Origin of the sequence: Micromonospora sp. NPDC004540, from assembly GCF_040610095.1 — a bacterium.
In the GTDB taxonomy this organism is placed as follows: Bacteria; Actinomycetota; Actinomycetes; order Mycobacteriales; family Micromonosporaceae; genus Micromonospora.
In genome coordinates this window covers 16417-29851 of the sequence record NZ_JBEXLR010000082.1, presented here as the reverse complement: position 1 = coordinate 29851, position 13435 = coordinate 16417, and the positions used below count along the sequence as shown (strand labels likewise).

The following is a 13435-nucleotide window of genomic DNA, read 5'->3' as shown; positions in this document are numbered from 1 at the left end:
CGACCGCTAGGCTGACCATTCTCGGCCTTGCCACCTGGAGAAACGCCCATGTCCGACAGCGTCTTCGCGCAGTTCACCGCCGACGACGACCAGCTTGCGCCGCCGCCACCTGAGCGGCCGTCTCGGCGCGGACCTCGGCGAGCTGTCGCTCCACCCCGGCCGGGGATAGCTCGGCGTGCAGCGCCTCGGTGAGGGTCTCCACGATCTGGTCGAGCCGGTCCACCGCCTCCCAGGTGCGAGCCACCTGCCCAGGGAGGCCGGGGGCGTTGCGGTGGCGCATCCGGGAGTTGCGCGACGCCCGTTGGCAGGCGCCGTCGTTGTCCCGGCAGTAGCGGAAGGGCCGGCCCGCGCCGGCGCGCTGCGGCACCTCCCGTCCACAGTGGGCGCAGGAGCGGGTCTCGGGGGCGGGCTGGGCGTCCATCGGCGGCGAAGTCTAGTTGCCGCGGGTCACGACGGCATCGACGGCCCGGTGCGGACGACGGCGTGGTCGCCGTGCGGTCCGAACAGGTGCAGGATCTCGACGGTGTCCGTGCCGGCCGGGCCGAACCAGTGCGGCTCGCCGGTGTCGAACTCGGCGACCTCGCCGGGGGAGAGGGTGAACTCGCGGTCACCGAGGACGAGGCGGAGCCGGCCGGCGAGGACGTAGAGCCATTCGTAGCCGGCGTGGGTGACGAGCCTCGGCTCCCGGGGCGCGAGGACCTGCTTGAAGACCTGGACCCGCCCCGGATACTGGGTCAGGGCCACCACCCCGCCGCCGCGGCGGCGCCGGTGGGGCCGCAGGTGGACGCGGGGGTCGCCGGTGGCCGGTGCCGCCACCAGTTGGTCCAGCGCGACGCGGTGGGCGCGGGCCAGCGGGATGAGCAGATCCAGGGTGGGTTGCCGCTTGCCCGACTCGAGGCGGGACAGCTTGCTCACCGAGATGCCGGTCTGCGTCGCGAGGGCCTCCAGCGTGAGCCCGCGGTCGCGGCGCAGCGCGCGCAGCCGGGGCCCGATGCCGTCGATGAGTTCCGCGAGGTCGGCTTCCACGCTCCCCATCTTTGCGGTTTCCGCAAAGACGCTAGGCCCGGGGGTCCACCCGGTCCGAGCATGGCGGCATGTTCCCCGACCTGGAGGTGAGCGGATGGCCGCGGCATCCCTGACAATGCGAGCCGACCTGACCGTGCGCCGGCGGTGGGCGGTGCTCGCGATCTGCGCGCTGAGCATGTTGCTGGTCGGTCTGGACACCACGATCGTCAACGTCGGTCTGCCCGCCATCGGCCACGGGCTGGGCGTGGGCACCCGGAGCCTGGAATGGGTGGTGGACGCCTACACCGTGGTGGTGGCCAGCCTGCTGATCTCCTCGGGCGCGCTGGCCGACCGGCTGGGCCGGCGCCGGGTCTTCCGCGGCGGGCTGCTCGTCTTCGGCGCCGCGTCGCTGGCGTGCGCGGTCGCGCCGTCGCTCGGCGCGCTCGTTGCAGCGCGGGCCGTCCAGGGGATCGGCGCGTCGATGCTCAGCCCGGTGGCCCTGGCCATCGTGGTGAACGTGATGCCCGACCCGCGCGAGCGGGCGCAGGCCATCGGGATCTGGGCGTCCGTGTTCGGGCTCAGCATGGCGGCCGGACCGGTCGCCGGCGGCGCGCTCATCGAGGCGTTCGGTTGGCGGTCGGTGTTCTGGGTCAACGTCCCGGTCGTGGTGGCCGCGCTCGTGCTGAGCGCGCTGTTCGTACCGGAGTCCCGCGCGGCGCGGGCCCGGCGGCTCGACCTGCCCGGCCAGATTCTCCTCACCGTCGTGGTGTGCGTCTGCGTCGCCGTGCTCATCGAGGGGCCACGCGTCGGCTGGGCGTCACCGCCGGCCTGGGCCGCGTACCTATTCGCCGCCGCGGCCACGGCGGCCTTCGTGGCGATCGAGCGGCGTCGCCACGAGCCCCTGATGGAGCTAGGGCTGTTCCAGCGGCCGGCCTTCACCACGGCGGTGCTGGGCGCGGTGGCCGTGTTCGTCGCGCTCACCGTCAGCCTGCTGCTGACCACGCTGTACCTGCAGCACGGGCACGGCTGGACCCCGCTCGCCGCGGGGACCGCGACCCTGCCCCTGGCGTTGGGCGCGGCGGTCTGCGCGCCGCTGTCGGGCCGCCTGACCGGGCGGTACGGGGCGCGCCGGCCGCTCCTGCTCGCCGGCACGTTCCTCACGGTGGGCGGGCTCAGCCTGGTCGGCCTGCGTCCCGACCCGGATCCCCGGCAACTCGTGCCGGCCTTCCTGCTCATCGGCATCGGCTTCGGCTTCGCCAACGCTCCGATCACCAACACCGCGGTGAGCGGCCTGCCCCCGGCCCGGGCCGGCGTCGCCGGGGCGATCACCTCCACCGCCCGGCAGCTCGGCTCGGCCATCGGCATCGCCGTCGCCGGAGGGCTCGTCGCCGGAGTCGGCCCGGAGGGCCTGGCCCGCGCGTCCCGCCCGGGGTGGCTCCTGGTCGCGGCCTGCGGTCTGTTCCTCTTCGTCGTCGCGCACGCCGCCCGTCAGTCGACACCATCGGCGTCGGTGCGGGCCGCGCCGTCGAGGGTGTAGCGGCGTTGCAGCAGCACGGCGACCACCATCACGGCGGCGGGCAGCAGGCCGAAGCCGTAGCGGATGGCCGCCAGCGCGCCCGCCGACTGGGCGACCGTCTGCCCGGCGGCGGAGGCCACGAAGCCCCCGGCGGCCAGGCAGAGCGCGTAGGCGTAGGGGCCGAGCGCCGCGCCGGTGGCCTCGGTGGCGGTCCACACGCCGGTGTAGGTGCCGGCGCGGTCGGTCTCGGCGGCGCGGATCACGTCGGGCAGCATCGAGAAGGGCAGCAGCTGCATCCCGGCGAACGCCACCCCGAGCACCGCCACCGCGGCGACCAGCACCGGCAGCCCGGCCGACCGGCCGACGGCCAGCACCAGCGCGCCGGCGGCGAAGGCGAGCTGCCCGGCGAGCAGCGCCCGCTGCTTGCCGATCCGCCGGGACACCGCCAGCCAGGCCGGGGTGACCAGCAGCGCCGGCGCGACGAACGCGGCGACCAGCACGGTGGTGAGCTCCGGGCGGCCCAGCTCGTACTCGGCGTAGTAGGGCACCCCGGCCAGCACCAGGTGGGTGGTGGTCGACATGGCCAGGTACGCGCCGACCAGCCAGCGGAACTGCCGGTCGCGCAGGCTGGCCGCCAGGGCCCGCCACCCGCCCGTCCCGTGCGGCGGGGCCGGCACGGCCGCGGTGCGGCGCAGCCGGTCGATCCCGGCGACGCCGACCGCCATGGCGGCGAGCATCCCCACCGCGAGCAGCGCCGCCATCCGCAGGTAGCCGCCGCGGGTGGCGGTGTCACCGCCGGCCAACAGCGGCGCGAGCAGCCCGGAGATCAGGATGCCGAGCGTGAGCACCACCATCCGGAAGGCCATCAGCCGGGTCCGCTCGTGGTAGCCGATCCGCAGGTCCGCCGGGGTGGCCAGGTAGGGCACCTGGTAGGCGGCGAAGAGCAGGTTCCCGGCGACGAAGAACAGCGCGACCCAGGCCGCGGCGGCGGCGCCGCTCAGCCCGCCGGGCACCGCGAACAGCGCGGCGAACGCCAGCGGCAGGGCGCAGCCGGCCAGCAGCAGCCGCCGCCGGTGGCCACGGCGGGCCTGCTCGACGTCGCAGCGGTGCCCGATCCAGGGGTGCAGCAGCACGTCGGCGATCTTCGGCACCAGCAGGGTCAGCCCCGCCAGCCACGGGGCCACCGCGAGCACGTCGGTGAGGAAGTAGAGCAGCAGCAGCCCGGGCACGGTGACCCAGACGCCCATGCCGAGCGAGCCGGCGGCGAAGCCGGCCAGCGGGCCGCGCGGCAGGCTGGCGGCGGCCTGCCGCCGCTGGTCGAGCCCGGTCATCGCCGCCTCCTCCCGGGGCACCCCGCCCCCAATCCAACGGATGCTGGATTGTAGGGGGAACAATGGCGGGATGACCATGCCCCGCCGCCGGCCGGGCCGGCCCCGCCGCGACGACCAGCGACCCACCCGCGACCTGGTGCTCGCCGCCGCCACCGCGCTCTTCGCCGAGCGTGGCTTCGACGCGGTCAGCCTGCGCGACGTCGCCGGCGCGGCGGGCGTCGACGTGGCCACCGTCGCCCACCACACGGGTACCAAGGCGCAGCTCTACGACGCCTGCTTCGGCCGGGTCTTCGCCGCCGAGCGGGAGGTCATCGAGGCGGCCGGCGAGCGCGCCCGGGCGGCCCTGGCGGCCGGGCCGGCCGACGCGCTGCGGGCGCTGCACGACCTGCTCGACGTGTTCGTCGACTTTCTCGAGGACCGGCCGGAGACCACCGCGCTGTGGCTGCGCCGCTGGTTGGAGCCGCACCGGCACGCCGACCTCGACCAGCGCTACGCGGCCCCGCTCTACGCGCTGGTCGAGGAGTTGCTCGCCGCCGCCGCGGCGGGTGGCGCGCTGGTCGAGCCGGCCCCGCACGTGACCGTGCGCAGCCTGGTCTGGGCGGTGCACGGTCACGTGGTGGCCCTCGCCGCGCAGCACGGCTCCGGCGCCCGGGAGCGGCGCGAGTTCCGGGCCTTCATGCACCGCTTCCTCGACGGGCTGTACCCGCCGGCCACCCCTTGACGGGTCGCCGCCCGCCGGGGATTATCCAGCGGTCGTTGGATTAAGGAGGCGGGCATGACGGCACGGCCCAGGGTGGCGGTCATCGGCGCCGGCGCGGCGGGACTGGCCACCCTCAAGGCGCTCGCCGACGCCGGCGTTCCGGCGGTCGCGTTCGAGACCGCCGACACCGTCGGCGGCCTCTGGGTGTACGGGTCGCCCGGCTCGCCGGCGTACCGGACGCTGCACCTCAACACCAGCAAGGGGCGCACCCAGTTCGCCGACCACCCGATGCCGGCGCACTGGCCCGACTACCCGGACCACACCCGCATCGCCGGCTACCTCGCCGACTACGCCGACCGGTTCGGGCTGCGCGACGCCGTGCGGCTGCGGCACACCGTCGAGCGGGTCACCCGGGCGGCGGCGGGCGGCTGGACCGTGCAGGCCACCGGACCGGACGGGCCGGTCCACCTCGACGTCGAGGCGGTGGTGGTGGCCAACGGGCACAACCGGGTGCCGAGGCGGCCCGATCCCTACCCGGGCGAATGCTCCGCCGAGCAGTTGCACAGCCACGACTACCGGGGCCCGGAGCAGCTCGCCGGCCGGCGGGTGCTGGTGGTCGGCGGCGGCAACTCCGCCATGGACATCGCCGTCGACGCCTCGTACGCCGCCGCGCGCACCCTGCTGTCCCTGCGCCGCGGGGTCTGGGTGGTGCCCAAGTACCTGCTCGGCCGCCCCTCCGACACCCTCAACGGGGCGCTCGCCCGCCGGCTGCCCTGGCGACTGCGGCAGCGGATCAGCCAGACCATGCTCACCACCACCGTCGGCCCACCCGCCCGGTACGGGCTGCCCGCCCCCGCCCACGGCTTCCTCCAGGACCACCCGACCCTCTCCGACGGGCTGCTGTCCCGGCTCACCCACGGCGACATCCAGGCCCGCCCTGGCATCGCCGGCTTCGCCGGCACCAAGGTCGAGTTCACCGACGGCCGTGCCTACGAGGTGGACCTGGTGGTCTGGTGCACCGGCTACCGGGTGGAGATCCCCTTCCTCGACCCCGAGCTGCTCGGCGACGGCGCCGACCGGCTACCCCTCTACCGGCACGTGTTCCACCTGGACGCCCCCGGGCTGGCCTTCGTCGGGCTGATGCAGTCCACCGGCGCGGCGTTCCCGCTGGTCGAGGCGCAGGCCCGGCTGGTCGCCGGCTGGCTCGCCGGCACCTGGGCACCGCCGGACCGGGCCCGGCAGACGGCCGCCTGCCGGGCCGAGCTGCGCGCCGCCACCACCCGGTGGGGGCAGCGCCGGCCGCACATGCGGGTCGACTTCGACGCGTACCTGACCGAGCTGGCGCGAGAGCTGACCGCCGGGCGGCGCCGGGCGGGGGTGCGGCCGTGAGCGCGCTGGCCGGCCGGCGGGTGCTGGTCACCGGCGCGCGAGGCACCTTCGGGCGGCACCTGTGCGCCGCCCTGACCGGCGCGGGCGCCCGCGTCGTCGGGCTGGACCTGCACCCCGACGACGGCGGGGAGGTGCCGGTGCTCGGCTGCGACCTGACCGACCCGGCCGCCGTGCCGGCCGCGGTGGCCGCCGCCGTCGACCGGCTCGGCGGGCTGGACCTGCTGGTCAACAACGCCGGCGTCGGCGGACCCGCCCCGGCCGAGCTGCCCCCCGACGAGATGGTCCGCCGGCAACTGGAGGTCAACCTGCTCGCCGCCTGGCGCACCACGGCGGCGGCGCTGCCCGCCCTGGAGGCGGCGCGCGGCCGGGTGGTCTTCGTGGCCAGCCGGATGGCCGTGCTGCCGCTGCCCCTCGCGGCCGCGTACGGGGTCAGCAAGCGGGCCCTCGTCGCGTACGCCGACGCGCTGCGCCACGAGGTGGGCACCCACGTCGGGGTCAGCGTCGTCTACCCGAGCATGGTCGCCTCGCCGATCCACGACAGCACCGCCGAGGCCGGGCTGTCGCTGAGCGGGGTGTCCCGGCTGGAACCCGTCGAGGGGGTCGTCGCCGCGATCCTGCGCGCCGCCACCGCCCGCCGGGCGCCCCGGGACGTGGCCACCACCCGGCGGGGCCGGCTGGAGCTGGCCCTGGCCCGGCACGCGCCTGCGCTGGCCGACCGGCTGGTGCGCCGTACCGTCGCCGGACGGTTGGCCGCGGGTGACCTGGACGCCGCGCCGCTGGCCGCCGCCATGCTCCGGCGGCACCGGGAGGCCCACCGGTAGGGTGCCGCCATGCCCGTCTCGCCCTACATCGCGCGGCTGCGCCAGCACATCGGATCCGACCTGCTGATGCTCTACGGGGTCAGCGCCGTGGTCACCGACGAGGCCGGGCGGGTGCTGCTGGCCCGCCGCGGCGACAACGGCCGCTGGTCGGTGCCGGCCGGCACCGTCGACCCGGGGGAGCAACCCGCCGAGGCGCTGGTCCGGGAGGTCCGCGAGGAGACCGGCATCGACGTGGAGATCGAGCGGATCGGCGGGTTGGCCACCCATCCGGTCGTCTATCCCAACGGGGACGCCTGCGAGTTCCTCAACGTCTGGTTCCGCTGCCGGCCCGTCGGCGGCACCGCCACCGCCGACGGCGACGAATCCCTCGAGGTGGGCTGGTTCGCCCCCGACGAGCTGCCCGAGCTGGACGACTGGTCGCACCTGCGGATCGCCACCGCGCTGCGCGAGGACCCGCACCCCTGGTACGCCGCACCGGGCGAACGCCACCCGGCGCTCAGCCGGCCCGACAACCTCTGACGCGCCGGCGGGCCGGTCAGGGGGTGGCGACGGCGGCGCGCGAGCGGTCCGCGGCGATCCGGAGCGCGAGCCCGGCCAGCACGGTCCCCATCACGTAGCGCTGAGCCCGCGCCCAGGCGGGCCGCCGGGTGAGGAACGCCGACACCGTGCCGGCGGTGAGCACGATCAACCCGTTCACGGTCAGCGCGATGCCGATCTGGGTCAGCCCCAGCAGCAGGCTCTGCACCGCCACGTGGCCGCGCGCCGGGTCGACGAACTGCGGCAGCAGCGACACGTAGAGGATGGCGATCTTCGGGTTCAGCAGGTTGGTGACCAGGCCCATGGTGAACAGCCGCCGCGGGCGGTCCGGCGGCAGCGGCGCCGGGGTGAACGCCGACCGCCCACCCGGGCGCAGGGTCCGCCAGGCAAGCCAGAGCAAATACGCCGCGCCGGCCAGCTTCACGGCCGTGTACAGCGGCGGGACCAGCACGAAGACCGTGGCGATGCCGGCCACCGCGGCGGTCAGATAGACCAGGAAGCCGACGGCCACGCCGAGCAGCGACACCAGCCCGGCCCGCCGCCCCTGGGTGACCGACCGGGACACCAGGTAGACCATGTTCGGGCCGGGCGTGAGCACCAGACCCAACGCCACCAGGGCGATCCCCACCAGCGCGCCGACCGTGACCACGCGACCTCCCCGCCGTCCGTCCTGCCCGGACCCTACGCCCGCGGTACGACGACGGGAGGACGGGCTCGCCGCGCGGGGGCGTGACAGGCGACACTACCGGGATGTCGATCGTGCTCCGCGCCGCCGCCACCCCCTCCGCCCCCGGCCTGCTGCTGCGACCCTGGCGCGACGACGACGCCGACGCGCTGCTGGCCGCGTACCGGGACCCGGTGCTGCGCTCCTGGACCCGGCTCCCGGTGACCACCCGGGCCGAGGCACGCGCGTTCCTGCGTCGCAGCCGGCAGGGCTGGGCGGCCGACCGCCGGTTCAGCTTCGCGGTGCTGGAGCCCACGGCCGAGGGGGAGCGGCTGGTGGCCAACGTGGTGCTCAAGGAGGTGACCCCCGGGCGGCCGGCCGCCGAGGTGGGCTACTGGACGGCCGCGCCGGCCCGGGGCCGCGGGGTCGCGCCGCGCGCCGTGGCGGCGGTCACCGAGTGGGCGTTCGCCCGGTTCGCCGCGGGTGGCCTGAACCGCCTGGAACTGCTGCACCAGGTGGACAACCCGGCCTCCTGCCGGGTGGCGGAGAAGAGCGGGTACGCCTTCGCTGAGGTGCTGCCGGCCCGGCCGCCGTTCCCGCGCGACGGCCACCGGCACGTCCGCCTGCTGTCCTGAACCCGGCTGCGGGGGTCAGCGGGGTGCTCAGCGCGCGGGACCCTCGGCCTCTGCGGTCGTCGGCGCCGGGCCGAGCAGGCGCAGCAGCAGCCGCGGCTCGCCCGGCCAGGCGTCGAGCAGCACCTGGCGGGGCACCTGCCGGCCGGCGTAGCGCAGCGCCAGCGCCACCACCACGATGTCGTCCAGCGGGCCGATGACCGGCAGGAACTCCGGGATCAGGTCGATCGGGCTGGCCAGCCAGAGCCCGGCGAACACGATCGCGACCTTGGCCCGGCGCGGCACCCGGGGGTCGCGGCGCAGCCGGCGCACGGTGGTCAGGCAGTCCGGGATGAAGGCGGCCAGGTCGCGCAGGATCCCCGGCGGCAGCCGCCGGGCCAGCAGCACCAGCAGCGCCCAGCTGGCCAGCAGGCAGGCCACCGCGATCCCGAGGCCGATGAGCCAGTCGCGCACGCCGGTGATCCCTTCCCGCCCTCGGGTACGGGCCGCCCGCCGGCCCACCAGGAATGTACGCCGCGCCGCCGCCGCCCGCCGGGCGGGAACAGCCCGGAGCCGGCGGGCGCTGAACCAGGTCGGTGACCGGCGGATACGGTGAACAGGGGAGGTGACGGCGGTGACGACAGGCTGGGAGGCCGCAGTCGAGGCGCAGATCCGCTCGGCGCAGGAGCGCGGCGAGTTCGACAACCTGCCGGGCGCCGGCAAGCCGATCCCGGGTCGGGACCTGCCCTACGACGAGGGCTGGTGGATCCGGAGCTTCCTGGAGCGCGAAGAGCTCCCCGGCGACCTGCTCCTGCCGACCCCGCTGCAACTGCGCCGCCGCATCGAGAAGCTCCCGGACGAGGTGCGCGACCTGCCCACCGAGGAGTCGGTGCGGGCGTACGTGGCCGCCCTCAACACCGAGGTGGTGGCCTGGCTGCGCACGCCCACCGGGCCGCGCGTGGTGGTCCGGCCGGTCAACGCCGACGACGTGGTCCGCGACTGGCGGGCCGCCCGCGAGCGGGCCGCGGCCGAGCGGGTGACCCGAGCGGTCGGCCCGGAGCACGTCCCCGCCCCGGCGCCGCCCCGCCGCCGGTGGTGGCCCTGGCGACGCCGCTGACGGCGGCCGCTCAGGCCGGCCCGTCCCCGGGCCGTTCGGCGCCGTCGGGTGGAGCCGTCCGGCAGTCGAGGTAGGCGTCCAGCGCGGCGGCGCCGGCGAGCATGGCGCGACCGCGGGCCGAGAGGCGGGCGTGCCACGCTCGCAGCGTCGACTCGAGCGGTGCGACGCCTCCGGCGGAGCGGACCTGGGCGATCAGCGGGGCGATCTGCTCCAGCAGGTGCCCGCCCCGCCTGAGTTGGTGGGCCAGCAGGGTGTCGCGTACGTCGGCCGCGCTGAAGACCCGGTAGCCCGTCCGCGGGTCGCGGCGCGGCTGGACCACGCCGGCGCGCTCCCACTTGCGCAGCGTGGCCGGCCGGATGCCGAGCCTTCTCGCCAGGGTGCCGACGAACATCTCGCCGCGTTCCTGCGGCACGGGCTCGAGGTCGCGGAGCGCGGCCTCGACGGCCTGGAGGGTGCGGCGGTCGTCGAGAAGCTGGGCGTGACTCTCGTCGACGAGCCGGAGGGCGTCTCCGATCGCGTTCCGGTTGACCGCCTGCATGATCGACGTGGCCGTCTGGTGTCCGTGTCCGGGCACGAGGGCCAGGAACGCCCGCAGCGCCTTCGCGTGCAGCGGCGTGTAGGTGCGGTAGCCGTGGGGGGTGCGCTCGGCGTCCGGCAGGATGCCGGCCGCCTCGTAGTTCCGGACCGCCTGGGTGGACAGACCGTGCCGGCGTGCCAGGTCGACCGGCCTCAGCCGACCATCGTCTTGAGGGTTTTGCCGCACCGTCCTGCCCATTTCGCGGAGAAGTTTCAACCGACGGTTCAACGATAGCGTTTATGGCATGACTGCTGGCATCACACCCACCGTCCATCCCCTCGACGCTGCTGTCGTCATGGGGCTGCTCCCGGCCAGGCCGCGGCTGCTCGCCCTGGGCGAGCCCACCCACGGCGAGGAGGTTCTGCTCGACGTACGCAACGACCTCTTCCGGCAACTCGTCGAGCGGGAGGGCTACCGGACGATCGCCATCGAGAGCGACTGCCTGATGGGCGAGGTCGTGGACGACTACGTCACGTCCGGCACCGGCACCCTCGACGAGGCCATGGCGCGCGGCTTCAGCCACGAGTGGGGCGTCTTCCCGGGCAACCGCGAGCTGGTGCGCTGGATGCGCGCGTACAACGAGGGCCGGCCCGCGTCCGAGTGGCTGCGTTTCGCCGGTTTCGACGGACCGCTGGAGATCACCGGCGCGGCGAGCCCCCGGCAGGCCCTCACCGCACTCCACGGCTATCTCGCGGCCCGGGTGGACGCCGACCTGCTGCCCTGCACCGCGGAGACGCTCGACCGCCTGCTCGGCGCCGACGACCGGTGGCCCAATCCCGCCGCCATGATGGACCCGTCGCAGTCGGTGGGGCGGACGCCCGAAGCCAATGAACTGCGGCTGTTCGCCGACGACCTGGTGGCCCTGCTCGACGCGCAGGCGCCACACCTGATGGCGGCGTCGTCCGGGGAGGAGTGGGACCGGGCGCGCCTGCACGGTCGTACCGCCGTCGGGCTGCTGCGCTACCACTACTGGATGGCCGACACGTCGCCGGGCCGGCTGGCGCGGCTGGTGGGCCTGCGGGATTCCATGATGGCCGCCAACCTGCTCGCCCTCGCCGAACGGGGCCCGACGCTGGTGCACGCCCACAACAGCCATCTGCAGCGGAACCGGAGCACCATGCGGATGGGCGCCCTACCGGTCGAATGGTGGAGCGCCGGCGCGCTCGTGAGCGTCCAGCTGGGCGAGGCGTACGCCTTCCTGGCCACGGCCCTCGGCACGATCCGCCACCAGGGAGTGGACACCCCGCCTCCGGACACCGTCGAAGGGCTGCTGTACGCGCTCCCGGACGACCGTTTCGTCGCCGACGCCCGCCGACTGGCCGCTGACCTCGGCACCGTGGTCTCTGCCCCCCGCGTGTCCCCCTGGTTCGGCTACGCCCCGCTGGACCCCGCCCACGTGGCCAGCACCGACGGGATCGTGTTCGTCAAGGACGCCCGGCCGAGCTAGTCCGGCCACCGCCCGCTGGCATGGCGAAAGGGCCATGCCAGCGGGCGGTGGAGGCCCGACGAGAACGCCGACCACTCCCAACTCCCGGTCGACAGCGCCGCAGATCTGCTCGCTGTCTCGGTTGCTCAGGCCAACTCAGTTGGCGGGCTGGCCGAACCAGCGGGAGAGGTGGTCGTCCAGGTCCTGCTGATCGTCGCCGATCCAGGCGACGTGGCCGTCGGGGCGTAGCAGGACGCACGGAGCATCCAGTGCCGCAGTGGGATCCGCGAGGTAATCGACCCGGTCCGACCAGCCGCCGACGCTCAGGCGTTCGGTGCGGTCCAGCAGCAGGCCGCGGCCGCGGTGCAGCAGACCGTAGAGGTGGCCCTGTTTCACGTCGATGTCGCGCAGGCGGCGGCCGAGCAGGTCGGGGCCTTCGCCGAAGTCGTAGCGGATGCCGATCGCGGTGATCTTCTCGATCAGATGGCGGTTCACCTCGTCGAAGTCCATCAGTTCGGTGAGCAGCCTGCGCACGGCCTGCGGGCCCGGTTCGGTCGACAGCAGTTCCATCTGGGCGCGGGTGTTGTCCAGCACGTCCTCGGCGACCGGATGACGTTCGGCCTGGTAGGTGTCCAGCAGTGTTTCCGGTGCCCGGCCGCGAATCTGTGCGGCCAGTTTCCAGCCGAGGTTGACTGCGTCCTGGACGCCCAGGTTGAGGCCCTGTCCGCCGATGGGTGGATGGATGTGCGCCGCATCGCCGGCCAGCAGCACCCGCTCGACCCGATAACGTTCGGCCAGCCGTGTGGCATCCCCGAAGCGGGACAACCAGCGCGGCGAGTGCACGCCGAAATCGGTTCCGGCGATGGCGCGCAACTGTTGCTGGAAATCCTCGAGGGTGGGCGGTTCCGCACGATCGCCGACTCCCGCGGCGGCGGGAACCACGACGCGATAGACCCCTCCGCCGAAGGGCCGGAGGCTGAATCGCTTATCGGTCTCGCAGATTTCAGTCACCTTGGCGGCGACCTCCTCCTGCGGCACACCCACTTCCATCTCGCCCATCAGCGTCTCGCTCCGCGAGGGCTCGCCGGGGAAGCCGACGCCGAGCAGCTTGCGCACCGTGCTGCGCCCGCCGTCACAGCCGACGAGGTAGCGCGAACGTAGCTGTTCCCCGTCGGCCAGCTCGACGGTCACACCGTCGTCGTCCTGCTCGAACCCGGCGACCGCACAACCGCGCCGGACCTGCGCACCCAGTTCGATCGCACGTTCTTCGAGCAGGTGAACGATGACCGGCTGCGGGATGCCCAGCAGATAGGCGTGCGCGGAATCCAGGCCCTCGGGTGCGGGCTTGTTGATGGCGGCGAAGAAGCCGCCGGCCGGACGCTGTCTTCCGCGTTCGAGAATGCGCTCCAACAGCCCGCGCATTGCCATCAGCTCGATACTGCGAATGTGCAGACCGACTATGCGGACGAACGACACGGGCTCGGTGTCCTTCTCCAGGACGAGTACCCGCACATCGTGCAGCCGCAGTTCGGCGGCCAGCATGGCACCGGTCGGCCCGCACCCGGCAATGATCACGTCGAACATGCGGGACGCACGATCGGCGCCGGAGGCCGGTGAGGGGAGTCCGGGGACGTCGCCCGCGGGGGAGTCGCGTTCGACGGCGTCGTTCGACGACGGCTCGGCGGCGAACTGCAGAGAGTGCATAGGTGTTGCCTTTCGGGAGTGCCTTGGTGGCAAGGCG

At 74.6% G+C, this 13435-nt stretch carries 14 protein-coding genes and 1 pseudogene; 8 read left to right on the top strand and 7 right to left on the bottom strand.

The features are described 5' to 3' along the window. Positions 1 to 97: 97 nt before the first annotated feature. Both ABZV78_RS23740 and ABZV78_RS23735 read right to left on the bottom strand, forming a co-directional pair. Positions 98 to 421, bottom strand: a pseudogene (locus tag ABZV78_RS23740) (hypothetical protein); the annotation flags it as partial. Positions 422 to 447: 26 nt separating this feature from the next. Continuing rightward, the gene (locus ABZV78_RS23735; protein ID WP_355641847.1) at positions 448 to 1026 is read right to left on the bottom strand and encodes a helix-turn-helix transcriptional regulator; all 579 of its coding nucleotides are present in this window, start codon (positions 1024 to 1026) and stop codon (positions 448 to 450) included. A 94-nt stretch (positions 1027 to 1120) separates the two neighbouring features. Here ABZV78_RS23735 and ABZV78_RS23730 point away from each other — a divergent pair, with 94 nt between their 5' ends. Then, on the top strand, positions 1121 to 2542 hold the full coding sequence (locus ABZV78_RS23730; protein WP_355641845.1) for an MFS transporter: 1422 nt from the start codon (positions 1121 to 1123) through the stop codon (positions 2540 to 2542). Here the strand turns inward: ABZV78_RS23730 and ABZV78_RS23725 are convergent. Beyond that, positions 2494 to 3852: an MFS transporter gene (locus ABZV78_RS23725; protein ID WP_355641843.1), complete on the bottom strand. Its 1359-nt coding sequence runs from the start codon at positions 3850 to 3852 to the stop codon at positions 2494 to 2496. The genes ABZV78_RS23730 and ABZV78_RS23725 overlap by 49 nt on opposite strands. A 70-nt stretch (positions 3853 to 3922) precedes the next feature. On the opposite strand from ABZV78_RS23725, the gene ABZV78_RS23720 reads away from it, so the two are divergent. The 4 genes from ABZV78_RS23720 to ABZV78_RS23705 are packed head-to-tail and all read left to right on the top strand — an operon-like array spanning position 3923 to position 7281. Beyond that, complete coding sequence (locus tag ABZV78_RS23720) at positions 3923 to 4573, top strand: helix-turn-helix domain-containing protein (RefSeq protein ID WP_355641841.1); 651 nt, start codon at positions 3923 to 3925, stop codon at positions 4571 to 4573. Positions 4574 to 4627: 54 nt separating this feature from the next. Beyond that, positions 4628 to 5941 (top strand): NAD(P)-binding domain-containing protein, encoded by a 1314-nt coding sequence (locus ABZV78_RS23715; protein ID WP_355641839.1) that lies wholly within the window; start codon positions 4628 to 4630, stop codon positions 5939 to 5941. Continuing rightward, a complete protein-coding gene (locus ABZV78_RS23710) occupies positions 5938 to 6762 on the top strand; it encodes an SDR family oxidoreductase (RefSeq protein WP_355641838.1) in 825 nt (274 codons plus the stop codon). Before ABZV78_RS23715 ends, ABZV78_RS23710 begins: the two co-directional genes overlap by 4 nt. A gap of 9 nt (positions 6763 to 6771) precedes the next feature. Continuing rightward, positions 6772 to 7281, top strand: a complete 510-nt coding sequence (locus tag ABZV78_RS23705; RefSeq protein ID WP_355641836.1) for an NUDIX domain-containing protein — start codon at positions 6772 to 6774, stop codon at positions 7279 to 7281. A gap of 16 nt (positions 7282 to 7297) precedes the next feature. Here the strand turns inward: ABZV78_RS23705 and ABZV78_RS23700 are convergent, their stop codons facing one another. Beyond that, complete coding sequence (locus tag ABZV78_RS23700) at positions 7298 to 7948, bottom strand: LysE family translocator (protein ID WP_355641834.1); 651 nt, start codon at positions 7946 to 7948, stop codon at positions 7298 to 7300. 101 nt (positions 7949 to 8049) lie between these two features. Between ABZV78_RS23700 and ABZV78_RS23695 the strand changes: the two genes are divergently transcribed. Further along, a complete protein-coding gene (locus ABZV78_RS23695; protein ID WP_355641832.1) occupies positions 8050 to 8598 on the top strand; it encodes a GNAT family N-acetyltransferase in 549 nt (182 codons plus the stop codon). A gap of 27 nt (positions 8599 to 8625) precedes the next feature. On the opposite strand, the gene ABZV78_RS23690 is transcribed toward ABZV78_RS23695, so the two are convergent. After that, positions 8626 to 9048, bottom strand: coding sequence for a DUF1232 domain-containing protein (locus ABZV78_RS23690; RefSeq protein ID WP_355641830.1), 423 nt, complete (start codon positions 9046 to 9048; stop codon positions 8626 to 8628). Positions 9049 to 9208: 160 nt separating this feature from the next. On the opposite strand from ABZV78_RS23690, the gene ABZV78_RS23685 reads away from it, so the two are divergent. Then, positions 9209 to 9691 (top strand): DUF1992 domain-containing protein, encoded by a 483-nt coding sequence (locus ABZV78_RS23685; RefSeq protein WP_355641828.1) that lies wholly within the window; start codon positions 9209 to 9211, stop codon positions 9689 to 9691. 10 nt (positions 9692 to 9701) lie between these two features. Here ABZV78_RS23685 and ABZV78_RS23680 read toward each other — a convergent pair whose 3' ends face one another. Then, positions 9702 to 10454, bottom strand: coding sequence for a TioE family transcriptional regulator (locus tag ABZV78_RS23680; protein ID WP_355641826.1), 753 nt, complete (start codon positions 10452 to 10454; stop codon positions 9702 to 9704). Positions 10455 to 10512: 58 nt separating this feature from the next. On the opposite strand from ABZV78_RS23680, the gene ABZV78_RS23675 reads away from it, so the two are divergent. Continuing rightward, on the top strand, positions 10513 to 11715 hold the full coding sequence (locus ABZV78_RS23675; protein ID WP_355641824.1) for an erythromycin esterase family protein: 1203 nt from the start codon (positions 10513 to 10515) through the stop codon (positions 11713 to 11715). 135 nt (positions 11716 to 11850) lie between these two features. On the opposite strand, the gene rox is transcribed toward ABZV78_RS23675, so the two are convergent. Beyond that, on the bottom strand, positions 11851 to 13278 hold the full coding sequence (rox, locus tag ABZV78_RS23670) for a rifampin monooxygenase (protein ID WP_355641851.1): 1428 nt from the start codon (positions 13276 to 13278) through the stop codon (positions 11851 to 11853). Between the last annotated feature and the right edge of the window lie 157 nt (positions 13279 to 13435).

What these genes read in the sequence shown, in the direction of transcription:
- ABZV78_RS23725 (WP_355641843.1), bottom strand. Translation starts at nt 3,852, where the DNA reads ATGACCGGGCTCGACCAGCGGCGGCAGGCCGCCGCCAGCCTGCCGCGC.
- ABZV78_RS23675 (WP_355641824.1), top strand. Translation starts at nt 10,513, where the DNA reads ATGACTGCTGGCATCACACCCACCGTCCATCCCCTCGACGCTGCTGTC.
- ABZV78_RS23705 (WP_355641836.1), top strand. Translation starts at nt 6,772, where the DNA reads ATGCCCGTCTCGCCCTACATCGCGCGGCTGCGCCAGCACATCGGATCC.
- ABZV78_RS23720 (WP_355641841.1), top strand. Translation starts at nt 3,923, where the DNA reads ATGACCATGCCCCGCCGCCGGCCGGGCCGGCCCCGCCGCGACGACCAG.
- rox (WP_355641851.1), bottom strand. Translation starts at nt 13,278, where the DNA reads ATGTTCGACGTGATCATTGCCGGGTGCGGGCCGACCGGTGCCATGCTG.
- ABZV78_RS23695 (WP_355641832.1), top strand. Translation starts at nt 8,050, where the DNA reads ATGTCGATCGTGCTCCGCGCCGCCGCCACCCCCTCCGCCCCCGGCCTG.
- ABZV78_RS23715 (WP_355641839.1), top strand. Translation starts at nt 4,628, where the DNA reads ATGACGGCACGGCCCAGGGTGGCGGTCATCGGCGCCGGCGCGGCGGGA.
- ABZV78_RS23730 (WP_355641845.1), top strand. Translation starts at nt 1,121, where the DNA reads ATGGCCGCGGCATCCCTGACAATGCGAGCCGACCTGACCGTGCGCCGG.